Consider the following 23,761-nt stretch of genomic DNA (forward strand, 5'->3'; position numbering starts at 1 on the left):
AATATCAACATGAATATTTATAAAACTATTTGATTGTACACTTTACATACCTTACAAGGGGTGCCCTACAAAAGAGGTCATATAAAAGTTTTTTTACATAATGATATTTTGATTAATGTGTAACTTGCATGATGAAGAAGTTCAATATAAGGTGAAAAAACGACAATTCAATTAAGGAAAATGCGCAATGCAATTGAAGAAAATCCTTACGATAATCGCAGCATTTATGGCATTTACAGCAAATGTTTATGCGAGTGAACCTATTAAGATTGGTGTTTATCTTCCATTAAGTGGTCAAAATGCATTTGGAGGTCAGCTTGAAATTAGAGGTATAGAATTAGCCCATAAAAAAGTTCCAGAAATTTTAGGACGTAAAGTGGAACTTGTTATTATTGATAACAAATCTGATAAAGTAGAAGCGGCTAATGCTGTTATGCGTTTAACAGCAAGTGAAAAAGTGAGTGGAATCATTGGTAGCTATGGTTCTTCACTCTCGTTAGCAGGTGGTGAAATATCTGAAAAGGCAAAAACTCCAACCATTGCAACGTCCTCAACAAGTCCCCTTGTTACACAGGGTAAAAAATATTACTTTCGTGCTTGCTTTATTGATTCCTATCAAGGAGTAGGAATCGCAACTTATGTAAGCCAAACTTTACACGCAAAAAAGGCTGCTATCCTTAAAGATATTTCAAGCGATTATGCTATTGGTCTTGCAAGTTATTTTACGCGTGCTTTCAAAAAATTAGGTGGTGAAGTTATCTCAAATTTAAATTATAATTCTGGAGATCAGGACTTTTCAGCTGTTCTCACGCAAATTATCGCCCAGAAACCTGATATCTTATTCATTCCATCTTACTTTTCTGAAGGTGCTATCATCATGAAACAAGCACGAGAATTAGGGGCGAAGTTTCAAATTATGGGTGGAGATGCTATGGATAATCCAGAAACCATTACGATTGCAGGAAAAGCTGCAGAAGGTTTCTTACATACGACACTTCCCTATAGTGAGTATATGCCAAATATGTCAGTAGCTGCGCAAGAATTCACAAAAGAATGGAAAAAAGCTTACCCGGACAAAGAGCCAAATATCAATTCTGTTTTGGGATACACGAGTTATATGATGTTTATGAAGGCTATTGAAAATGCTGGTAGCACTGATCGTGAAAAAATTACTATCGCACTTAGCAAATTAAAAGATTTTCCTACCCCCTTTGGGGATATGTCAATGGATGAAAATCATAACCCTAAAATTCCTATTGGTATCATTAAAATACAGGATGGAAAACGTGTTTATTTAGAAGAAGTTAAACCTGCTTTTTAATTAAAAAGTTTTATTTACTAAAATGCAAGAATTGGTTGAGGATTTTTTTCTCAACCAAAAACTTAGAAATTTCTTATTATCCTATGTAAATTAACAAATGTGGAAGGATGAGAGATGAGCACTGAAATGTTCATCCAGTACTTTTTTAATGCACTGGCATTGGGATCTCTTTATGGGCTTATTGCTATTGGCTACACCATGGTCTACGGTATACTGAGACTCATTAATTTTGCTCACGGTGATATCTTTATGCTGGGAGCATATTTTGTTTTCTTTTCCACAATTGGCTTTATGCCTGCTTGGGTAGCTTTTCTTCTTTTGTTTTTTGCTGCTCTTGTTTATTATTCGGTCTTTATAGGCTTTAAAAGGCGTCCTCCAATTTATTGGATTGCTGCTTTTTTAATTCTTGCGCTAGGATTTGTTTATTATTTTAAAATTTCCCCGCAAGATTTTACACCGATTTGGGTTTTAGCTCTTTGTTTTTCCATTTTTATTACAAGTGCTGTGGGTGTTGCTGTTGATCAATTTGCTTATAAACCTCTACGCCATGCTCCGCGTATTTCGGCACTTATCGGTGCAATTGGTGTTTCTTTTTTTATTGAAAATCTTGCTACTGTACTCTTTAGTGGTGTTCCGAAAGGTGTACAACAGCCAGATTTTCTTGTAACACCATTTTTATGGCATCTAGGATCAGGAGCAGATGGTATCATCAGAATTGCTCCCATGTCTCTGATCGTTCCCTTTGTGTCATTAATTCTTATTTTATTACTATTATGGATTATCCATAAAACAAAACCGGGTCTTGCTATGCGCGCAATCTCCCATGATATTGAAACAACACGTTTGATGGGTGTGTCTGTCAATAAAGTTATTGCGTTTACATTTGGAATAGGCTCAGCTCTTGCCGCCATAGCTGGTATTATGTGGTCTTTACGTTATCCTCAAATTCAGCCTTATATGGGTGTTCTTCCTGGTCTCAAAGCATTTATCGCTGCTGTTATTGGAGGTATTGGTTCGATACCAGGTGCAATGTTGGGAGGATTATTATTAGGGTTTATTGAAATTATGATTATCGCATTTTTCCCTGCGCTATCTGGATATCGAGATGCCTTCGCTTTCATTTTATTGATTCTGATTCTATTGATATTGCCCACAGGATTAATGGGTAAAAGAAATCAGGAGAAAATCTAATGGCAAAGTCAGCGACAACTGTTTTATCGTGTATAAGTGTTTTAGTTCTCATAGGTTTTTTATTTTATGCTGATAGCCATTTTAATGACTATACGCTTCGTATCATCAATCTGATTGCTATTAATGCGATATTGGCAATTTCGCTTAATTTGATTTACGGTTTCACAGGTATGTTTTCTCTTGGACATGCTGGATTTATGGCTATTGGTGCTTATGTTTGCGCAATTTTACTTCTTTCCCCTGAACAAAAAGAAATGATGTGGATTCTTGAGCCTATTGCTGAACCATTATATCATTTGCAGTTACCTTTTTTTATCGCTGTTGTTGTAAGTGGTTTGTGTGCTGCTGTTGTAGGTTTATTAATTGCTTTACCAATATTGCGTCTTGGTGGCGATTATCTTGGAATTGCAACATTAGGTTTTGCGGAAATTATTCGCATTGTCATTACGAACGCAACATCGCTCACAAATGGCTCTTTGGGAATCAAAGGAATACCTCAAAATGCAACATTATGGTGGAACTATGGTTGGCTAGCATTTACAGTTCTCTTTATTGTCCTCTTACTGCAAAGTAATACTGGTAACGTATTACGTGCTATTCGTGATGATGAAATAGCTGCGAAAACTATGGGAATTAATGCTTTTTTCTACCGTAGTTTTTCCTTTACTGTTGGAGCGTTTTTTGCAGGTATAGGTGGCGCATTAATGGCGGCTCTTATTTCAACCATTGATCCAAAAATGTTTAATTTTCTTCTGACTTTTAATATTTTAATGATTGTTGTTGCTGGTGGTCTCGGTTCAATTACAGGGAGCATTATTGGCAGCATTATTATTACAGTCATGCTTGAATGGCTTCGTATTATTGAAAGTCCATTTGACTTAGGTTTTATACATATTCCAGAAACCCCAGGGCTTCGTATGGTTGTTTTTTCCCTTTTATTGCTGGTAATTATCTTGTTTTGGAGAAAAGGGTTAATGGGACAACGAGAATTTTCATGGAATGGAATTTATAGCTTTTTGACACGCAAAAAGCTTTCTAATACTGAGGGAAAGCTATGAACGACAATATCCTTTCACTCAATAATATTGTAATGCGTTTTGGCGGATTAGTTGCTGTAAATAATGTTAATATGGCAATTAAACGAGGAAGTATTACTGGATTAATTGGTCCCAATGGTGCTGGAAAAACAACAGTTTTCAATATGATTTCTGGATTTTATGCTCCTACAAGCGGCATCATTCTTTTTGATGAGAAAAAAATTTCTGGAGCGTCTCCTTATATTATCTGTAGAAGCCATATTGCCAGAACATTTCAAAATATTCGTCTTTTCTCAGGGTTAACGGTTTTGCAGAATGTTATGGTAGGAGCGCATGTTCGACAAAAATATCCTTGGTTTTCTTCAGCTCTCTTTTTTTCAAAAGCAATAAAAGAAAAGAAGGAAGTTTATAAAAATTCCTTGGAGCTCCTTGAACAGCTACAACTTGATCACCTTGCCAATCAATCGGCAACAGCTTTACCTTATGGTGTGCAACGACGTCTAGAAATTGCACGTGCGTTAGCCACAAAGCCCAAATTGCTTCTTCTTGATGAACCTGTTGCTGGCATGAATCCACAAGAAAGTGAAGATCTTAGAAAATTCATAGCAAAAGTGCAAAAAGACTTTGATCTTACAATTCTTCTTATTGAGCACGATATGAAAGTGGTTATGGGACTTTGCCAACATATTTTGGTTATGGAATATGGCTGTTGCATTGCCAGTGGTACACCAGATGAAATTCGTAATAACCCTAAAGTTATTGAAGCTTATCTTGGCGGAGATGTTTATGGATATTCTTAAAATAAAAAATCTTTACGTTCATTATGGCGCCATTAAAGCTGTCCAAAATCTTTCTATGTCCATAAAGCGGGGCAGTATTGTCACTTTAATTGGAGCCAATGGTGCAGGAAAAAGCAGTATTGTACGTTCTATTACAGGGCTTAATCGCTCTGTTTATGGAGAAATTACCTATAATGGCAAATCTATTATTAAAAAATCACCAGAAGAGATTTTGCGATTAGGGATTGCTCTAAGCCCTGAAGGACGACGTATCATGCCCCATCTCACTGTTTTAGAGAATCTTCATCTAGGCGCTTATATTCGTCACGATAAGCAGGGAATTTCCCGTGATATTGAATGGATATTTGACCTTTTTCCGCGCCTACGTGAAAGAGCAAAACAGTTGGGAGGAACAATGTCAGGTGGTGAACAACAGATGGTTGCTGTGGGCCGTGCACTTATGAGCAATCCTGATATGGTCATATTAGATGAACCCTCGTTGGGGTTAGCACCACTTCTCGTTCGAGAAATTTTTTCGATTATTCGAAAAATTAATGATATGGGAAAAACTGTTCTTCTTATTGAACAAAATGCATTTGCTGCACTTTCCATAGCTGACTATGCTTATATTTTAGAGGTAGGACATATTTTATTTCACGGTGAAGGAAAAACTATGCTCTCTGATTCGCGTGTTAAAGAAGCCTATCTTGGTGGGTAAGACTACGAATTAAGGAAATAGAGCTCATCCCTCCACCTTTTAAAAAAGCATTTCTCATTAAGGATGAGAAATGCTCCTTTGTGAATTTTGACTATTACATCCACCATTTTTCTGCACTGAATATTCCTGCTTCTTGTTCAATAATGTGCGCTATCTGAAAAATGACTTCTTCAGAAAAAGGTTTACCAATCAATTGCAATCCTAGAGGTAAACCATTTGATGACAGACCAGCAGGAACAGAAATTCCTGGTAAACCAGCCATATTAACTGGTACCGTAAAAATATCATTAAGATACATTGCTACAGCATCATTTTTTATTTTTTCATCAGCAATACCAAAAGCAGGTGTTGGTGTTGCTGGTGTCAAAATAGCATCAATGCCTGAAGCAAAACATTGATCAAAATCACGTTTTACGAGTGTTCTTACTTTTTGAGCTCTTAAATAACAGGCATCATAATAACCTGATGAAAGAACATAAGTCCCAACCAGAATGCGCCGTTTGACTTCATCACCAAAACCAACAGAACGCGTATTTTCATACATCTCAATGATGTCTTTTCCAGGCATGCGCAAACCAAAACGCACACCATCATAACGCGCTAAATTAGAAGAGGCTTCTGCAGGAGCTATAATGTAATAAGAAGGTAGAGCATATTTTGTATGGGGCAAAGAAATATCTTTAATCTCAGCACCTGCTTCTTTTAACCAATTTATTCCTTTTTGCCAAAGCTCAATAATTTCTGAAGACATTCCATCCACATGATATTCTTTTGGAATACCGATTTTCATTCCTTTGATTGATTGACCAAGATAACTTTCATAATCAGGAACTGGTAAATTGACGGAAGTAGAATCTTTTTCATCAAAAGAGGCCATTGATCTGAGTAAGATAGCACAATCACGAACATCTCTAGCAACAGGTCCAGCTTGATCAAGAGATGAAGCAAACGCGACAACGCCCCATCGCGAACAACGTCCATAAGTTGGCTTTATTCCTACAGTTCCAGTAAAAGCTGCTGGTTGACGTATTGAGCCACCTGTATCGGTTGCAGTTGCACCAGCACAAATTTGTGCAGCAACAGCGGCTGCGGATCCCCCCGAAGAACCACCGGGTACGAGTTTTTCATTTGAGCCTTTTTTTCTCCATGGACTAATAACGGGACCATAATATGATGTTTCGTTGGATGAGCCCATAGCAAACTCATCCATATTAAGTTTTCCTAACATCACAGCACCATCTTGCCATAAATTAGCCGTGACAGTTGATTCATAGTGCGGTTTAAAACCATCAAGGATATTTGAACAGGCTTGAGTATGAACACCATAGGTTGCAAAAAGATCTTTAATCCCCAAGGGAATTCCTTCCAAAAGCCCTCCCTGTTCTTTCGCTAAGCGACTGTCTGATTCAGCAGCCATTTTCATTGCCTGTTCTGCTGTTATTGTTACATAAGCATTCAAAGTTGGATTTGCCAACTCTATTGCTTGTAAATAAGCTTCCGTTAATTCTGTTGCTTTGAGATTTTTCTTTGTTAGAGCATCACGAGCTTGCGCAATTGTGAGAGTTGTTAAATCAGTCATATTGGTTCTCAAATTTCAAAAATATAAAAAGTTACTCAACAATTTTTGAGACAAGAAAAAAATTTTCTTCTGTAACAGGGGCATTGGCTACAATATCTGCTGCTTTATCGCCATCTGTAACACTATCTTCACGCATTCGTAGTGTCATCGGCATCACAGATGTTAATGGCTCAACTCCACTGACATCAACTTCATTCAATTGCTCTACAAAACCTAAAATAGCATTGATTTTTTTTGTCACAGGTTCTATCTCATCATCGTGGAGGGCAATCCTTGCTAAATGTGCTATCCGCTTGACTGTCTCTTGATCAACAGACATACTCTTTACGCCTTTCTGCTTTTTTGTTTATTTATTGATCTTTATTCTGGCTATACAAGGCTGCACTTGTAAGTGCAAGAATATTAGATAACATGAATAAAGAATATAACTATAGATCTGAAACATTAAAAAACGTATTATACCTTTATGACTGTTATTAATATAGATGAAGTTATAACACATCTTTTGCCTAGACAAACAATAGCAGGCTTAGATTTAGGGACAAAAACTATCGGAATTGCGATTTCTGATAGGGGGCTGATTGTCTCAAATCCGCGTCCTGTACTACAGCGAAAAAAATTTACAGAAGATGCTTACACACTTATTAAAATTTTTGACCGTGAAAATGTAGGCGTTATTATCATTGGCTTACCTCTTAACATGAATGGAAGCAGTGGCTCTCGTGTTCAAGCAACCAGAGCTTTTGTGAGCAATATGAAAGCTTATACAAAAATTCCATTTGTTTTTTGGGACGAACGTTTATCAACAATTGCTGCGGAACGGTCCCTTTTAGAAATGAATGTATCGCGCGCTAAACGAGCAAGCCGTATTGATTCGGCAGCCGCCGCTTTTATATTGCAAGGTGCTCTTAATAGAATTCAAAACTTTCATCATATGGAAGGATAGAGGACATTGAGCAAATGCCCTGCATTATATCGTGCAATGAGCATCCCGTAAGAAGATCTCCATTGTCCTCCAAGGCGGCTTTCCATATAGGCATTCGCAACATGTTCTATGTCTGTAGAACGTAATGCTGCTGCTGCTGCTGCATAAGCTACTTGTTCAACAAAAAATCTTCCTGCACCTTCATTTGCTGATGCCATATCACCTGCTGACTTAATAATTTCAATTGCTCGTGGTCCCGCTGGTCCAATATCAAGAGCAATTTTTTCTAACAATTTCTGAAACAATCCCGGTGCTTTTTCAGCAATAAGAATGGCATCCTTTACCAATTGATTAGCAGAACTATTTCTCACAATTCGCGCAGGCCCATTATGCAACATTTGTGATAATGGATTATTCTCTATAAAACTTTCAATACCAAGTTGTGCAATAATTTCACCAATAATAGGCACAACCAATTGACTTACATGATAAGCAATAATAGGTGTCATAATGCGGGCAAAAGCTGCTTCAGAACGGTCATTTGCTGCATTGTCAAATGCTCTCGCTAAACGCAAAACCAATGCTTGTGAGGCAGCTATATCTAATGCAATATCTGCAAAAATACGTTCTGTCAGTGGAGGTAAAGGCTGATTGGGCATTTTTTTCCGGAAAAAATCCATACCAAATTGAAGAGCCGCTCGTAAAACACCTGCCGATATGACAGATTGATCGAAACGCATCATCGTCTCGATATCTTTAATAACTTTAAGCCCTTCTCCAGCATTTCCCAAAAGCCAGCCATAACTGCCTTGGAAATCGACAACCCCCTCTGGTGTTAAAAGTTCTCCAGAACGCTGAATTAAATGACGAATCGATATAGATCCATTTAATGCGCCATTTTCTTGTATGCGTGGAATAAAAAAACAACTTAAATGACCATCTAAATCTGCACTAACAAGATATCCGTCAGCGGCAGGATTAATAACGTTGGTTTTTACAACATTTAAACGATATAGATCACGTTCCATACTTTCATCGAAAGAAATTTTCTTAACACTTGGAAAATTGAAAGCGTATTTTTCAATATCGTCAAATGCACAAGTTAGAGAAGCAGCCTTTTTATGATGAATAGGCTTTGATGAGGAATCATATTGGCGTGATAAAAGTACATTTTGCCATTTTTTGAAGAGCTCAATATCACTAATTAAAACAGCAATAGCTGCACTCGTTATGATAACTTCATTCAAATGTCCTGTTTCTAAACCAGCAGATAAAGCTAAACGAATCGCACGCGCTTGATAGCGTACTCCATTTTCTGAGCTCGTATTTTCCCAAAGCGAGGTAACCAAACCTGCTTGTCTAGAATATTGTTGAAGAGCTTGATAGGAAGAATGGATCTCTAATCTTTCTGTTGGTTGCCCCCATTCATCATTATAGCATAGTAAAGGCTTATAATGATTCGCTAAGTAAGAAAGTTTCCATGCTTCTCGACTCGCGGCAAAATCCCCTATTTCTTCAAAACTTGCTAACAAAAACTTAGGCAAAGTAGAAGCAATACGAAACATAAGCGTATCGCTAAGAAATGTATTTTTTCGACGAGTATTTTGCACAGATACAGCACTCATAGGTATATTCCTACATTCAAATCATTCATATCATAGACTATTTGTCTTTTTAGAGTTAAGAAACATTTATCATATTCAAACAAATGCTTGTTTAACCTGTTTAGAGAGAGATAAAGAAGAATGCTATGATGCAAAATAATTTTTTTCCACTTTTCCCTCATCAACATCTTTTAGCTATTAAAGATCTGAGTGTACAAGATCTTAATACATTGCTTGATCGTGCAGAAGCAAATGTTATCCTTTCTAACAAAATTGATAAAATAAAATCTACTTTGCATGGACGGACTCAAATTAATCTCTTTTTTGAAGCCTCTACGCGAACACAATCTTCTTTTGAATTAGCGGGTAAAAGGCTAGGTGCACACGTGATGAGTCTTGCGATCAGCAACTCATCTGTAAAAAAGGGAGAAACATTACTTGATACTGCTACAACTCTCAATGCGATGAAGCCAGATATACTTGTTTTTCGCCATAACAGTGCAGGAGCGGCAGCTTTATTAGCGCAAAAAGTTGATTGTTGTGTTATTAATGCAGGTGATGGTGCCCACGAACATCCAACCCAAGCTTTATTAGATGCTCTAACCATTAAAAGGGCAAAAGGTCGTATTGAAGGATTAACTGTTGCGATTTGCGGAGATATCTTACACTCACGTGTTGCCCGTTCCAATATCCTGTGTCTCAATGCTTTGGGTGCTCGTGTTCGTGCTGTTGCTCCCTCAACACTTTTACCCGCAGAAATTGCTCATATGAGTGTTGAGGTTTTTAACACGATGAAAGAAGGTCTTAAAAATGCTGACGTTATCATGATGTTGCGCTTACAGCATGAACGGATGACAGGCTCTTTCATTCCTTCTACGCGTGAATATTTCCATTATTTTGGCTTACATAAAGAAAATTTAGCCTATGCCAAAAATGATTCTATTATTCTGCACCCTGGACCAATAAACCGTGGTGTAGAGATTGCATCCGATATAGCAGATGGACCACAAAGTATGATTCAGACACAAGTAGAAATGGGAATTGCAGTGCGTATGGCTGTCATGGAGGCTTTATTAGATTCACGCGCAAAGATCAGTGGAGAAAAAAAATGATAAAACCAATTGTTTTTCAGAATGCTCGTATTATTGATCCTTCGCGCGCAATCGATGAAATTGGTACAGTTATTGTTAAAAATGGACGAATTATAGCCGCTGGAAAAGAAGCTCTGAATCAGGGATTCCCTGAAGAAGCAGAAGTTATTAACGCACAAAACAAAGCAATTCTCCCTGGACTTGTTGATGCGCGCGTTTTTGTTGAAGAATTAGGGAATGAACATTGTGAAACAATTACATCAGCAAGTTACGCGGCCGCAGCAGGTGGTATTACTTCCTTTCTTATGATGCCAAACACGCATCCAGTTATTGATAATGTAGCACTCGTTAAATTTATTACGCATACAGCACAGGAAATGTCATTGGTCAATATTTATCCCGTTGCTTCAATCACACAAGGTTTCAACGGACAAGAAATAACCGAATTTGGTTTGCTCAAAGATGCAGGAGCCGTTGCTTTTAGTGAGGGAAAAAAAACACTTCAAAATTCATCTGTTATGCGGCGTGCAATGACTTATGCACGTGATTTTGATGTTCCATTGATACATGAAACGCAAGATAAAGATCTTACAGGGCAAGGTGTGATGAATGAAGGACTGCTTGCCAGTTGGCTTGGTCTTTCTGGCATCCCTCGCGAAGCAGAAGTTATCCCTCTTGAAAGAGATCTGCGATTAGCAGTATTAACGCAAACACGCTATCATGCTGCTCAAATATCGACAGCACTCTCTGCTGATGCACTTCGTTTAGGTAAAAAACGCAGTGAGAAAATTTCAGCGGGTGTATCTATTAATCATTTATCTTTCAATGAAAATGACATTGGTGAATATCGCACCTCTTTTCGCTTAATGCCCCCATTGCGTACAGAAGAAGACCGTATAGCAATGATTGAAGCAATAAAGGATGGGATTATAGATGTTATTGTCTCTTCTCATGATCCTCAGAGTATCGACACAAAACATTTACCATTTAATGACGCGGCAGTTGGCGCTATTGGTATGGAGACCTTATTGAGCGCAGCCTTACGCCTTTATCATAATGAGAGCCTATCTCTTCTACGGATAACGGAACTTTTGTCAACGGCGCCTGCAAAGCTCTTTGGACTCAATGCAGGAACACTCAAAAAAGGGGCTCATGCAAACCTTATTGTGGTTGATCTTGAAGAACCATGGGTTGTTTCGAAAGAGAAGCTCTATTCACGTTCAAAAAATACCCCTTTTGAGAATGCACGTTTTCAAGGACGCGTGCTCCAGACCTTTGTGAAAGGGAAAAACGTTTTTAAACTTGATCAACAAATTTAATGAGATTCTTAATGAATGAAGCAGAAATATTTTTTCAATCCACTCCATGGTTTATTTTCCTCATATCTTATCTCATTGGCTCGATTCCATTTGGTCTTCTTTTAACGAAATTGTTCAAAATTGGTGATATAAGAACAATCGGTTCCGGCAATATTGGAGCAACAAATGTTTTACGAACAGGAAATAAAAAGCTTGCTGCTCTAACACTTCTTTGTGATATGTTGAAAGGAACTATCGTTGTTTTCGTTATAAAGTTTTTTAGTGATCCGCTAGACAATAGTATCCTTGTTTCTCTAGCAGGCTTTTTTGTTTTCTTAGGACATCTTTTCCCCGTATGGCTTAAATTTAAAGGTGGCAAAGGTGTTGCTACCTATCTAGGAGTCTGCTTAGGAATCTATTGGCCTGCAGCAATTATTTTTATTATTGTATGGATAACGATTTTTCTCCTCATGCGTTATTCTTCATTATCTGCGCTTATTGCTGTTACGATCACACCGATATTTGTTTTTTATTTTTCCGCTTCTTATTTCTATTGTATGCTGATTGTGATGAGCGTATTTGTGTTTATAAAACATTCTGCAAATATCGGTAGATTATTAATTGGGGAAGAAAGTAAGATTGGCACGCAACACGGAGATAAATAAAGGAATCCTGCTTACTGATCGTCAACGTCTAAGCTGGTTACGGTTATTGCGTAGTGAAAATATTGGAGCTGTTAGTTTTCGCAATCTCATTGATCATTATAAAACAGCAGAAAAAGCTCTGGCAGCACTGCCAGAGCTTAGTAGAAAAGGTGGTGGTTCTGCATCTATTAAAATAGCAAGCTTAGAAGATGCAGAAAAAGAAATACAAAAAGCTAAAAAATTAGGTGTCCGGTTTATCGGTATGGGAGAACCAGATTATCCAGCTTTTCTTAAGGTTACAGAAGCCCCTCCGCCGCTTATTGCTATCAAAGGTAATGTTTCAATTTTTCAAAAAACTTCTATTGGAATTATAGGTTCTCGAAATGCTTCAGCTGCTGGAAAAAAGCTTACGGCTCAATTTGCACGTTTTCTCGGAGAAGCAGACTTTGTAACAATTTCTGGGCTCGCTCGTGGAATTGATAGCGTTGCGCATCAAGCAAGTTTAAAAACAGGAACTGTTGCAGTCATGGCTGGAGGAATTGATCATATCTATCCTCCTGAAAATAAAAAGTTGCATGAAGATATTATTGCCAACGGTGGAGCCATCATCAGCGAAATGCCCATTTCTTGGAAGCCGCGTGCTATCGATTTTCCAAGAAGAAACCGTATTATTGCAGCTCTATCACTTGGTCTCTTGGTTGTAGAAGCAGCCCTGCGCTCAGGGTCCTTAATTACCGCACGTCAAGCAGCTGAAATGGGACGGTTAATTTTTGCCATTCCCGGTTCTCCACTTGATCCAAGATCTGTTGGTACAAACAATCTTATCAAAGACGGTGCTCTACTCACCACACATCCTTCTGACATTATAGAAACACTTACGCCATTAATTTTACCGCTTCCAAATTCGCAACTCAATTTTTTTGAGGAACCATCCTCTTTACAACTTGAAAAGGAGAATTTTAATTTAGCAGATGAAAAAAACAGCAGCCTCTCTTTAGCAGATGATGATGATACAGCACGTGCAGCAGTTTTCTCCGCTCTTTCAACAACGCCAATCGACTTAGACACACTCAGTATCCACTCCGGTGTTTCACTCCCAACTCTCTACCTCTTGTTGGTAGAACTCGAGCTTGCTGGAAAGCTTATTCGACACTCTGGTGGTTGTGTGTCATTGTCGAATCTTGATCTTCCCCAAGAGCCTCAGCACTATTAATAATGCTTTGCCCTTCTTTGGCAACCATATCCAAAAGCAATGCTAAAAGCGGACTGTGCGCCTGACGCGCCATCTGATTCATTTGCTTTGACATGTCTGTAATATATTGGATAACTTTTAAATGATTTATAAACATAATCCTCTATCCTTGAGCATTTCCCCTCCTACCTCTCAATAGACGTTATCTTAGTATTTCGCCGTATGTTTTTGTAATAACAGTGGAAAATAAATCGTGTAATTCTATATAGGGTGTACTCTAATAATGACAATCATAAGTTGTACAATATTCATGTTTTTTATATGGCTAATATTTTTTTATGTGCTCTTAAGCAATTGGCATTAGCTATTCGCGTAAAAGGCGTTTATAAAAAAATTTTTATTTCAATATTTGGGTAAAATTATGAATATCGTTATCGTTGAATCTCCAGCAAAAGCAAAAACAATTAATAAATATCTTGGGTCTCAATACAAAGTTGTCGCATCATTTGGACATGTTCGTGATTTGCCTGCAAAAGATGGTTCTGTTTTACCGGATCAAGATTTTTCTATGAAATGGGATATAGATTCTGCTGCCGCTAAACGTTTAAATGAAATAGCAAAAGCCGTTAAAGAAGCTGATAGCCTTATATTAGCAACAGACCCTGATCGTGAAGGGGAAGCTATTTCATGGCATATTCTGGATGTTCTCCGTCAAAAAAAAGTTTTAAAAGATAAACCTATTAAAAGAGTTGTCTTCAATGCCATCACCAAAAAGTCTGTGCTTGATGCTATGAACAATCCACGTGATATTGATACATCACTTGTAGATGCTTATCTTGCACGTCGCGCTCTTGATTATCTCGTTGGTTTTACACTTTCACCTGTTTTATGGCGTAAACTCCCTGGTGCGCGTTCAGCAGGACGCGTTCAATCGGTTGCTTTGCGTATTATTTGTGATCGTGAATCAGAAATAGAACATTTTATCAAAGAAGATTATTGGTCCATTACAACACAGTTAAAAACCATCCGAAATGATAGTTTCCAAGCAAGATTGACAATGTTTAATCAAAGAAAAATAGGCAAGCTTGATATTCAATCTCAAGAACAAGCAGACCAAATTCGCTTTATGTTGGAGCAAGCCCAATACCATACACTCAGTGTTGAAGCAAAACCTACAAAGAGAAATCCTTTTCCTCCATTTACAACCTCCACACTACAACAAGCAGCTTCTTCAAAATTAGGATTTTCAGCTTCTCGCACTATGCAAATTGCCCAAAAACTTTATGAAGGCATTGAAATTAATGGTGAAACGGCAGGGCTTATTACTTATATGCGTACCGATGGTGTGCAGATAGCACCTGAGGCTATTGATTCAGCAAGAAAAGTTATTCATGAAACTTTCGGAAAAGACTATATTCCTGAAAAGCCACGTTTTTATTCAACAAAGGCAAAAAATGCACAGGAAGCACACGAAGCGATCCGTCCAACAGATTTTCAACGCAATCCTAGTCAAGTCCGTAATTTTCTCGATAGCGATCAAGCAAAGCTCTATGAGCTGATATGGAAGCGTGCTATTGCCAGCCAAATGCGCTCTGCTGAAATTGAACGTACAACTGTTGAAATTGAAGCACAGACAGGAGAAAACTGTGCAAATCTACGGGCAACAGGATCTGTTATTCGCTTTGATGGCTTTATTTCCGTCTACACGGATCAACGAGACGAAGAAAATAATGAAGAAAATGAAACAACACGTTTACCACAAATAAACACTGGTGAAGCACTTACAAAAGAAAAAGTTGAATCTGTACAACATACCACAGAGCCCCCTGCTCGTTATTCTGAAGCTTCATTAATTAAAAAGCTTGAGGAGTTAGGAATTGGTCGTCCTTCAACTTATGCATCCACATTGGCGACATTGTGTGACCGTGGATATATTGTCATTGATAAACGAAAGCTTATTCCCGATGCCAAGGGACGTATTGTTACAGCCTTTCTTGAAAATTTTTTTAATCGCTATGTAGAATATGGTTTCACAGCAGATCTTGAAGAAAAGCTGGATCTTATCTCTGATGGCAAACTTTCTTGGAAAGACGTATTGCGAGATTTTTGGGATGGATTTAATGCATCTATTATCAATATCCAAGAACTCCGTATAACTAATGTTCTTGATGCTTTAAATGTAACATTAGCACCTCTCGCCTTTCCTGAACGCGAAGATGGAAGTGATGTACGTTCCTGTCCTCTTTGTAAAAATGGTCAATTATCATTAAAACTTGGGCGTTATGGTGCTTTTGTTGGCTGTTCCAATTATCCCGAATGTAAATACACACGCCAACTTGGTACAGATACTGGAGAAGAGAATGAAGCTGTACGCAATGATGAACCTGTTATACTTGGTATTGCCCCTGAAACAGGAAAAGAGATCTCTCTTCGTAATGGCCGGTTTGGTCCCTATATTCAACTTGGTGAAAGCAAAGAAGTTAAGCGTGCAGGATTACCAAAAGAATGGCAGGCAGAAAATGTAACCCTTGATAAAGCCTTGGCTTTACTATCCCTTCCCCGTGAAATTGGCATTCATCCTGAAACTGGAAAAACAATCACGGCTACGATTGGACGATATGGTCCCTATCTTAGCCATAACGGAAAATCTGCGCGCCTTCTTCATGCAGATGAAGTTTTTGATATTGGTATCAATCGCGCTGTTACAGTATTAGCAGAACAACAAGAAAACAAAACCAGGCAAAGCAGAACAACACCTGAAGCATTGGCAACATTAGGAGAGCATCCCGAAGGAGGAACCATTACCGTGCGCAACGGGCGTTATGGTCCTTATGTCAATTGGGGTAAAATTAATGCAACATTGCCAAAAGATAAAGATCCCATTAGTGTAACTCTTCCAGAGGCACTAGAACTTATATCGGCTAAAGCATCGAGTAAAAAAACAACTTCAAAAAGAGCTTCTTCTAAAACAAAAGCAAAAATAAAAGAGACATAAATTTTGGCTAAAGGTGAAAAAAACATAAAATATCTCTCTTCATTCAAGGGGAAAACTTTTCCCAATAAGGAAGCAATCCTTTCCTTTATAATTGAGAATCCTAACCACTCAAGTAAACGAGAAATCGCTAAAGCTTTTAACTTAAAAGGCGATTCTCGTATCTGGCTTAGAGATATGTTACGTGAGTTAAAGGATCAAAATCTCATATCTAAACACCACAAAAGAGCAATAAACAAAGGAAAATTACCCCCTGTTACTTTAGTGAAAATTAGTGGACGTGATAAAGATGGAAGTTTTATTGCAAAACCTCTTGAATGGGAAGATTCTCCAAAGCCCAATATTGAAATACACTCTTTTCATCACATAAAAGGAAGTAATATTGGTGTTGGAGATCATATTCTTGTAAAAGTTTTTCGAAATAAAAATTCTGAAAGCTCAAGTCATCCTTATACGGGACGAATTATTCGTAAAATTGACGTATCTCCCAAAAGCGCATTTGCTATTGTACGAAAATTGGAAAATAATCAATGGCGCCTTGATCCTATAGACCGCAAAACCAATGAACTCATTGTTGAAATGTCTCCAGAAATGAAGATTCAAATTGGTGATCTCGTTGAAGTCGAAATAAAAAAAAATACTGGTTACGGATTAAAGAGCGCAAAAATAAAGAATGTTTTAGGGCACATTAAGAGTGAGAAAACACTCTCAATGATAGCGCTTCTTTCGAAAGGAATTCCTTATATTTTTCCTGAAAGTGTTCTTGAGCAAGCCAAACATATCAAAGCTGCCAATATGGATAATCGTGAAGATTGGCAACAATTACCCTTTATTACAATTGATCCACCAGATGCAAAAGACCATGATGATGCAGTTTATGCAACCAAGGATAAGGATCCAGCAAATAATGATGGTTGGATTATTATTGTAGCCATTGCAGATGTTTCTTATTATATCAAAACAGGAAGCGCTTTAGATAAAGAAGCATTGAAACGTGGAAATTCTGTTTATTTTCCCGATACCGTTGTGCCAATGTTACCTGAACGCCTTTCTCATGATTTATGTTCTCTGCGTGAAGGAAAAGAAAGACCAGCTTTAGCCGTTCGTATGATTTTTGATGCAAACGGTAATAAACGAAAACATAGTTTTCATCGTACTATGATTCGTGTAAGAGCCAAACTTTCTTATCAAGAAGTACAATTGGCAATTGAAGGTAATATAAATGAAAAAATAGCCCCTCTTTTTGAGAGCATTTTGCACCCCTTATGGGAAGCCTATGCATGCCTTAAAGCTGCGCGAAATCGTCGCCAACCACTAGAATTAGAAATTGCAGAAAAAAAGATTATTCTTGATCAAAATGGATGCATAAAAGATGTTGTGAGTGAAACACAATTAGAAGCGCATCGTTTAATTGAAGAGTTTATGATACAAGCCAATATTGCAGCTTCTGAAACATTAAAACAACATCACCAGCCGCTCATTTATCGTATTCATGAAAAACCTTCTCTTGCTAAGCAAGAAATACTTCGGAGCTTTCTTCAAAGTTTGGGGATACCACTCTCCCGCGGAAGCGAACTTACCTCAGCGCGCCTTAATAGAATTTTAGAAAAGGTCGCTCATACTCAACAACAAGAACTAGTCAATCAAGTTATTTTGCGTTCACAATCACAAGCAGAGTACAACCCTAAAAATAGTGGCCATTTTGGTTTGAATTTGCAGAACTATACACATTTTACATCACCAATCCGTCGTTATGCTGATCTCATTATTCATCGAGCACTCATTAAAGCTCTCAAATTAGGAAATGATCAATTAACAGATACACAAGAAAAAAATCTTGCAGAAATTGCTACGCAAGTTTCTTTATACGAACGCCGTGCAATGATGGCTGAAAGAGAAACGATAGATCGGCTTGTTGCTCACTATTTAACGAATAAAATCGGTCGTATTTTTACAGGCCGCATTTCCGGAGTTACAAAAGCAGGTCTTTTTATCTCACTTGATAAACTCAATACAGATGGTTTTGTCCATATTTCTACACTTAAAAATGATTATTATCATTTTGATGAAGCACAACATGTTCTTGTAGGACAGCGTAGCCATAAAGGCTATCAGCTCAGTGATGTTGTAGAAGTAAAACTTATAACGGTACAACCTTTTGCTGGCGCTTTATGCTTTGAACTGTTAACAAAACCTCGTCCAATAAAATTTTCACCGACATCCTACCATAAAAACAAATTAAAAAAACAAAAGTATACTCTTTATGGGAAAAGAAAAAATTAAGCTTCTTGCCCTCAATTAAATAGAATATGAATAATAAATTCAATTTAAGAAATGACTTATATTATATAATATATATACAATATTCTTTCTCTAGTATACAAGAGGATAAATTTTATTATTAAGTCTATAATAACCATATAAAAATCTTGCAGTTTTTTATACTTAGAAAATGAGAGAAACTGCAAAGGATAGTTTTGGCTTCCTTTCATTTCAGCTCATCTTTTCATTGTTTAAATAAACAAGAGTACCTTAAGCCATTCTCATGAAAAAAAAACCTTTTGACTCTCAAAATAATTCTTTGCGTGCAATTATTGCCGCTATTGCAACCATTGGCACTGTTGGAACAGCATTGGCAATGGGAACACAACTTGTTTCTCTTCTTATGGCAGAGAAAGGACTTTCCAACAGTACAATCGGCTATAGTGGAACAGTTGGTGGAATCGCCACAATTATTGCAGCTATTTTTACGTCTCGAATCGCCTTATGCTTAGGAATCGCTCAAACAATATTGTTTATGATGGCGATAGGATCTTTAAGTTTTTTAGGATTCTATTTTTTTGATCCCATATGGGTTTGGTTTATTTTAAAGTTTATATTACATTTCAGCATGACAGTTATGTTTATCCTGTCAGAGTTTTGGATCAACAGTTATGCTCCCCCCAAAAAACGCGGTTTGATCCTTTCTATTTATGCTATTGTCTTAGGATTAGGGTTTATAATAGGTCTAACGCTGCTAGCAAAAGTGGGAACACAAGGATTTATTCCTTTTGCTGTTGGATATAGCCTTATTATGCTTGCTACTATACCAATTCTTACCGCTTGGAAATTAAGTCCAGAATTTCAAAAAAATCAATATATGCCATTTTTTCGTTATCTTTTTCACGTTCCAAGTGCAATGATGGCGGTCCTTGTTTACGGGGCCATTCAAATGGGCGTATTAACTCTTATAATACCCTTTAGTTTATCCATTGGTTATAATGAGAATGAAGCAGCACATTTTATGGCAACCCTTGCACTTGGGAATATTTTCCTCTTAATTCCTATCAGCATTATAAGCGACTACGCCAAAGATCGACGCTACCCACTGATGAGTTGCGCTATTCTAGGTTTTATAGGAACTTTTATAGTACCATGGATTCTTCAATATCCATGGATTCTGATGCTTGATTTGTTTTTTCTGGGTGGTGTATCAGCGAGCCTTTATACAATTAGTCTTGCACATTTAGGAGCCCGTCTCAAGGGGCAAGAACTTGCTGCTGCTAATTCTGCTTTTATTTTTTGTTATGGAATTGGTATGCTCATCGGACCGACCTTTATCGGAAAATCCATGGATATCTTTAAACCCTTTGGTTTTTCAATAGCCATGGCTGTTTTTTTCGGTTTATATGTCATTTTGGTGTTTGTCCAACTTATGAGAAAATTAATCAGCTCTTGACTTTTTTGAGAACATCCGTAGTGTTGCCGGAAAATCTGATGATGTCGGAAATAAATTTTGACAGAAATAATATTTTTTCAGTATAAATAGGGTATTTACATTATGGCTAAAGCAGCAACCATTAAGATCAAGCTTTTATCAACTGCAGATACTGGTTTTTTCTATGTAACAAAGAAAAACAGCCGTACAATGACAGATAAAATGAGCAAGCGTAAATATGATCCAGTTGTAAAAAAGCACGTTGAATTTAAAGAAACAAAAATTAAATAAATAAAATTATTATTAAATTGATAGATTTTATACTCCAAAAGAAATGTGGGAGTATTGCTCTTCAAAGTTATTTTTTGAGGGGTGTTTTTTTTATTTCCTTAAGTTTAAAAAGTTTACTTTAAACTTTGTATGTTTTGTACGGATTTGGATAAGTTGATTTATTATTTAAGTTGCTTACATATATTTTGCATGAGTATTTGATTATTGTGATATCTAACGAAAATTTTGTCATTAAAACGAGACATTGTTTCGTCATATGAATAAAGCTTCTCGGATGAATTATAAACAATACTAAAATAGAGTTATAGTAATGTTAGCAGTTTCTTTATTTCATGAAAAAATCTTTTTCTCATTTTGATCTAAGAATCTTTAATCTAAAAGTTATCGGTTTCAGTATTTTTGTCGCTGCTAGCATTCTTATCATTATGTCAACTTATTTTAAGCAGACTCAACGGTTGCCTCAAAAAGAAAATTTTTCTTCTCAAAACTCTGTTAAAGGAAATGCTTTAATCATTGATGGCGATACCATTATGATTTCTTCAATTAAGATTCGACTAGCTGGAATTGATGCTCCTGAACTCCACCAATTTTGTGGAAAAAAGGAAGCACGCTACCCTTGTGGGCTTGAAGCAAAGAAATATTTAGAACTATTATTAAAAAATCAAATTGTTACATGTCACTGGCAAAAAACAGATAAATATCGCCGTATTCTTGCAACATGTAAAACAAAACAAGTTAGCAATATCAACGCAACACTTGTACATAATGGTTGGGCTGTAAATTATTATGAATACCCCAAAGAAGAGCAAGAAGCTAGGAAGAAAAAGAAAGGAATATGGGTATCAAGTTTTCAACGACCAAAAGAATGGCGCAAAGCAAATCCTCGCACAGAATAAGAAAAATATTTTTTAATTTTATTTACTAATGAAACAATGTAGCCCAATTATCAAACTTGAAAAAGAGATCTATTCCTGTCGTGTTTGCGTCCAACAACCCCATTATTTTCCTCCTCTTCCTCATGAACCAAACCCTGTCGTTTATTTATCCGATACTGCTTCGATTGCAATTGCAGGCCAAGCACCAGGGTTGCGTGTCCATGAAACTTCTATCCCTTTTAATGATCGCTCTGGTGAAAAATTGCGTAATTGGCTGGGTGTCACGAAAGAAGAATTTTATAATAAATCTCTTTTTGCTATTGTTCCTATGGGATTTTGTTTTCCAGGTTATGACAAAAATAAAGCTGATTTACCACCAAGACGGGAATGTCGAGAAATATGGCATGAAAAGATATTTCAGGCAATGCCTCAAATAAAGCTTGTTCTTGCTATTGGCAGTTATGCGCAAAAGTGGCACATTACAGAATTAAAACATAAAACCGTTTCTGCAACTGTTGGTGATTGGAGAAATATTCTTTCCATTCCTCAACCTCGAGGCTATAATGTTATGCCTTTGCCTCATCCGTCATGGCGAAATACTTCTTGGTTACAGAAAAAACCATGGTTTAACGATGAGCTTATTGTATATCTGCGTCGTTTAGTGCGTAAATTTTTATAAATTAAAATATTGAGAAAAAATATGGATCGTCTTGACCGAAAAATTTTACATCTTTTGCAAGAAAATGCGACACTTTCTGTTGCTGATATTGCTAAAAAAGTGGGGCTTTCTACCACTCCTTGCTGGCGTAGAATTCAAAAACTTGAAGAAGATGGCGTCATTCAACGTCGTGTTGCTGTTCTTTCTCCAGAAAAAGTAAACGCACACGTCACTGTTTTTGTGTCTATTCGCACAAATACACATAGTCATGAATGGTTTAAGCGTTTTTCAAAAATTGTGCAAGAATTCCGTGAAGTCATTGAATTTTATCGAATGAGTGGAGATATTGACTATTTATTGCGTGTTGTTGTGCCCAACATTGAAGCTTATGATCTTTTTTATAAAAAATTAATTTCTAAAATTGACATCCGTGATGTCTCTTCTTCTTTCGCAATGGAACAGATTAAATATACAACAGAACTTCCACTTAATTATATTAAATTACACGACAAGACGCATGAACAAAGCTCTTAAGATTTTTTATATCCGTCTTATGATCTTTTAGGCATTCAAACTTTCTTGTTAAAAAACCACCATTTGTGCATGTGTTAAAACAGCAGCTTTGACAATACCAGCTGCTATAGCTGCTCCTGTCCCTTCACCAAGACGCATCCCCAAATCTAGAAGTGGTTCTTTGCCAATTTTTTTTAAAAGTTTACGATGAGCTGTCTCAGAAGAAACATGTCCAACAAGGGTATGATCAAGAGCTTTTGGATGCATTTTATAAAGAACCGCTGCTGCTGCTGTTGCCACAAAACCATCTAAAATAACGGGTATTTTTTCTATTCTTGCTGCTAAAATAGCACCAACCATAGCAGCAATCTCACGTCCTCCTAAGCGACGCATTATCTCAAAAGGATCATTAAAATAATCCTTATGCAAAGAAATGGCTGTCTTAACCGCTGCAATTTTACGCTGATAAAAATCACCTTCTGATTCCATACCATTTCCTGTCCATTCTTCCACTTCCCCTCCAAACAATGCTAAGCATAAAGCTGAAGCTATTGTTGTGTTTCCAATTCCCATTTCTCCAATACATAAAAGATCTGTCCCACCCGCAATGGATTCCATTCCAAATGCCATTGTAGCAGCCGCACTCCGCTCATCCATTGCGGCATCCTTCGTAATATTCATTGTTGGATATTCCAATGCTAAATCAAAAATTTTTAATCCAAGATCATAAGCAATACAAATTTGATTGATAGCAGCTCCACCAGAGGCAAAATTTTCTACCATTTTTTGTGTCATAGATTGTGGAAATGGTGTAATATTCTCCTCTACAATACCATGGTTTCCAGAAAAAATAGCAACCAAAGGTCGCGTTACGATAGGTTTTTCTGTACCCCTCCACCCCGCATACCAAACAGCAATATCTCCTAGTTTTCCCAATGTTCCTTGCTCTTTTGTTAAGTTTTTTTGCCATTTTTTTGCCAAAATTATAGAAAACTCATCAGCAACAGGTAAATTTGTAAGCAAAGCACGAAAATCATCAAATGGACTAGCGATCATAAGGATACCTTTTAAAATCTACAATGTTTATGAAAATCACGTCATATATACAGGATATGAATAATTTATTGTTTTTTTAACAGTGCTTTAAAAATGTTAAATACTATGAAAGCAATAATTTCTACATTCTATTTTCTACCCCAATAACAAACGTGCAAGATTCAAAATGTTATTAATATCTTATGACTACTTTACAGTGATACCCTTAAGCTATTTTTTATTTAATAGGCATAATCAGCATGCCGTTTAATATATAAATTCTAACATTCTTATTCATAATAAAAGTTATAAACTTTCAAA

At 36.9% G+C, this 23,761-nt stretch carries 22 protein-coding genes; 17 read left to right on the forward strand and 5 right to left on the reverse strand.

Features of this window, described 5'->3' with window-relative positions:
• Positions 1-187: 187 nt before the first annotated feature.
• From ACFIJW_RS08960 to ACFIJW_RS08980, 5 genes are all read left to right on the forward strand, one after another.
• On the forward strand, positions 188-1,321 hold the full coding sequence (locus ACFIJW_RS08960) for an ABC transporter substrate-binding protein (protein WP_375634120.1): 1,134 nt from the start codon (positions 188-190) through the stop codon (positions 1,319-1,321).
• Positions 1,322-1,435: 114 nt separating this feature from the next.
• Entirely contained in the window at positions 1,436-2,512 is a 1,077-nt protein-coding gene (locus ACFIJW_RS08965; RefSeq protein WP_375634122.1) for a branched-chain amino acid ABC transporter permease, read from the forward strand.
• Positions 2,512-3,570: a branched-chain amino acid ABC transporter permease gene (locus ACFIJW_RS08970; protein ID WP_375613416.1), complete on the forward strand. Its 1,059-nt coding sequence runs from the start codon at positions 2,512-2,514 to the stop codon at positions 3,568-3,570. Before ACFIJW_RS08965 ends, ACFIJW_RS08970 begins: the two co-directional genes overlap by 1 nt.
• The gene (locus tag ACFIJW_RS08975; protein ID WP_375611930.1) at positions 3,567-4,349 is read left to right on the forward strand and encodes an ABC transporter ATP-binding protein; all 783 of its coding nucleotides are present in this window, start codon (positions 3,567-3,569) and stop codon (positions 4,347-4,349) included. Before ACFIJW_RS08970 ends, ACFIJW_RS08975 begins: the two co-directional genes overlap by 4 nt.
• Complete coding sequence (locus ACFIJW_RS08980; RefSeq protein WP_273791026.1) at positions 4,336-5,046, forward strand: ABC transporter ATP-binding protein; 711 nt, start codon at positions 4,336-4,338, stop codon at positions 5,044-5,046. Before ACFIJW_RS08975 ends, ACFIJW_RS08980 begins: the two co-directional genes overlap by 14 nt.
• A gap of 94 nt (positions 5,047-5,140) precedes the next feature.
• Here ACFIJW_RS08980 and gatA read toward each other — a convergent pair whose 3' ends face one another.
• Positions 5,141-6,625, reverse strand: a complete 1,485-nt coding sequence (gene gatA, locus ACFIJW_RS08985; RefSeq protein ID WP_375634124.1) for an Asp-tRNA(Asn)/Glu-tRNA(Gln) amidotransferase subunit GatA — start codon at positions 6,623-6,625, stop codon at positions 5,141-5,143.
• Between the two features lie 31 nt (positions 6,626-6,656).
• Complete coding sequence (gene gatC, locus ACFIJW_RS08990; RefSeq protein WP_375634126.1) at positions 6,657-6,944, reverse strand: Asp-tRNA(Asn)/Glu-tRNA(Gln) amidotransferase subunit GatC; 288 nt, start codon at positions 6,942-6,944, stop codon at positions 6,657-6,659.
• Between the two features lie 147 nt (positions 6,945-7,091).
• Between gatC and ruvX the strand changes: the two genes are divergently transcribed.
• Complete coding sequence (gene ruvX / locus ACFIJW_RS08995; RefSeq protein ID WP_375618120.1) at positions 7,092-7,571, forward strand: Holliday junction resolvase RuvX; 480 nt, start codon at positions 7,092-7,094, stop codon at positions 7,569-7,571.
• Here the strand turns inward: ruvX and ACFIJW_RS09000 are convergent.
• Positions 7,556-9,175 (reverse strand): acyl-CoA dehydrogenase family protein, encoded by a 1,620-nt coding sequence (locus ACFIJW_RS09000; RefSeq protein WP_375634128.1) that lies wholly within the window; start codon positions 9,173-9,175, stop codon positions 7,556-7,558. The genes ruvX and ACFIJW_RS09000 overlap by 16 nt on opposite strands.
• Before the next feature lie 125 nt (positions 9,176-9,300).
• Between ACFIJW_RS09000 and ACFIJW_RS09005 the strand changes: the two genes are divergently transcribed.
• From ACFIJW_RS09005 to dprA, 4 genes are read left to right on the forward strand one after another with little or no spacing between them, the layout of a single operon-like run.
• Entirely contained in the window at positions 9,301-10,266 is a 966-nt protein-coding gene (locus ACFIJW_RS09005; RefSeq protein WP_375634130.1) for an aspartate carbamoyltransferase catalytic subunit, read from the forward strand.
• The gene (locus ACFIJW_RS09010) at positions 10,263-11,564 is read left to right on the forward strand and encodes a dihydroorotase (protein WP_375634132.1); all 1,302 of its coding nucleotides are present in this window, start codon (positions 10,263-10,265) and stop codon (positions 11,562-11,564) included. Before ACFIJW_RS09005 ends, ACFIJW_RS09010 begins: the two co-directional genes overlap by 4 nt.
• 11 nt (positions 11,565-11,575) lie before the next feature.
• Positions 11,576-12,208, forward strand: coding sequence for a glycerol-3-phosphate 1-O-acyltransferase PlsY (gene plsY / locus ACFIJW_RS09015; protein ID WP_375634134.1), 633 nt, complete (start codon positions 11,576-11,578; stop codon positions 12,206-12,208).
• Positions 12,165-13,400 (forward strand): DNA-processing protein DprA, encoded by a 1,236-nt coding sequence (gene dprA / locus ACFIJW_RS09020; protein ID WP_375634136.1) that lies wholly within the window; start codon positions 12,165-12,167, stop codon positions 13,398-13,400. Before plsY ends, dprA begins: the two co-directional genes overlap by 44 nt.
• On the opposite strand, the gene ACFIJW_RS09025 is transcribed toward dprA, so the two are convergent.
• Positions 13,330-13,536 carry a hypothetical protein gene (locus ACFIJW_RS09025; RefSeq protein WP_005773510.1) on the reverse strand — a complete coding sequence of 69 codons (207 nt, stop codon included), beginning with the start codon at positions 13,534-13,536 and terminating at the stop codon, positions 13,330-13,332. The two genes, dprA and ACFIJW_RS09025, sit on opposite strands and share 71 nt — an antisense overlap.
• A 264-nt stretch (positions 13,537-13,800) precedes the next feature.
• On the opposite strand from ACFIJW_RS09025, the gene topA reads away from it, so the two are divergent.
• From topA to ACFIJW_RS09060, 7 genes are all read left to right on the forward strand, one after another.
• A complete protein-coding gene (gene topA, locus ACFIJW_RS09030; protein ID WP_375634137.1) occupies positions 13,801-16,374 on the forward strand; it encodes a type I DNA topoisomerase in 2,574 nt (857 codons plus the stop codon).
• 3 nt (positions 16,375-16,377) lie between these two features.
• Positions 16,378-18,654 (forward strand): ribonuclease R, encoded by a 2,277-nt coding sequence (gene rnr / locus ACFIJW_RS09035; protein ID WP_375634139.1) that lies wholly within the window; start codon positions 16,378-16,380, stop codon positions 18,652-18,654.
• A 262-nt stretch (positions 18,655-18,916) separates the two neighbouring features.
• A complete protein-coding gene (locus ACFIJW_RS09040) occupies positions 18,917-20,089 on the forward strand; it encodes an MFS transporter (RefSeq protein ID WP_375634141.1) in 1,173 nt (390 codons plus the stop codon).
• Between the two features lie 102 nt (positions 20,090-20,191).
• Positions 20,192-20,359, forward strand: coding sequence for a 50S ribosomal protein L33 (gene rpmG, locus ACFIJW_RS09045; RefSeq protein WP_004864083.1), 168 nt, complete (start codon positions 20,192-20,194; stop codon positions 20,357-20,359).
• A 332-nt stretch (positions 20,360-20,691) separates the two neighbouring features.
• A complete protein-coding gene (locus ACFIJW_RS09050) occupies positions 20,692-21,255 on the forward strand; it encodes a thermonuclease family protein (RefSeq protein WP_375634143.1) in 564 nt (187 codons plus the stop codon).
• Positions 21,256-21,283: 28 nt separating this feature from the next.
• Positions 21,284-21,913, forward strand: a complete 630-nt coding sequence (locus ACFIJW_RS09055) for a uracil-DNA glycosylase family protein (RefSeq protein ID WP_375634145.1) — start codon at positions 21,284-21,286, stop codon at positions 21,911-21,913.
• Positions 21,914-21,934: 21 nt separating this feature from the next.
• A complete protein-coding gene (locus tag ACFIJW_RS09060) occupies positions 21,935-22,426 on the forward strand; it encodes an Lrp/AsnC family transcriptional regulator (RefSeq protein ID WP_375608344.1) in 492 nt (163 codons plus the stop codon).
• Positions 22,427-22,474: 48 nt separating this feature from the next.
• Here ACFIJW_RS09060 and cobT read toward each other — a convergent pair whose 3' ends face one another.
• Positions 22,475-23,461, reverse strand: coding sequence for a nicotinate-nucleotide--dimethylbenzimidazole phosphoribosyltransferase (gene cobT, locus ACFIJW_RS09065; protein WP_375634147.1), 987 nt, complete (start codon positions 23,459-23,461; stop codon positions 22,475-22,477).
• Between the last annotated feature and the right edge of the window lie 300 nt (positions 23,462-23,761).

Origin of the sequence: Bartonella sp. MM97QHHN (genome assembly GCF_042194285.1) — a bacterium.
Classification (GTDB): Bacteria; Pseudomonadota; Alphaproteobacteria; order Rhizobiales; family Rhizobiaceae; genus Bartonella.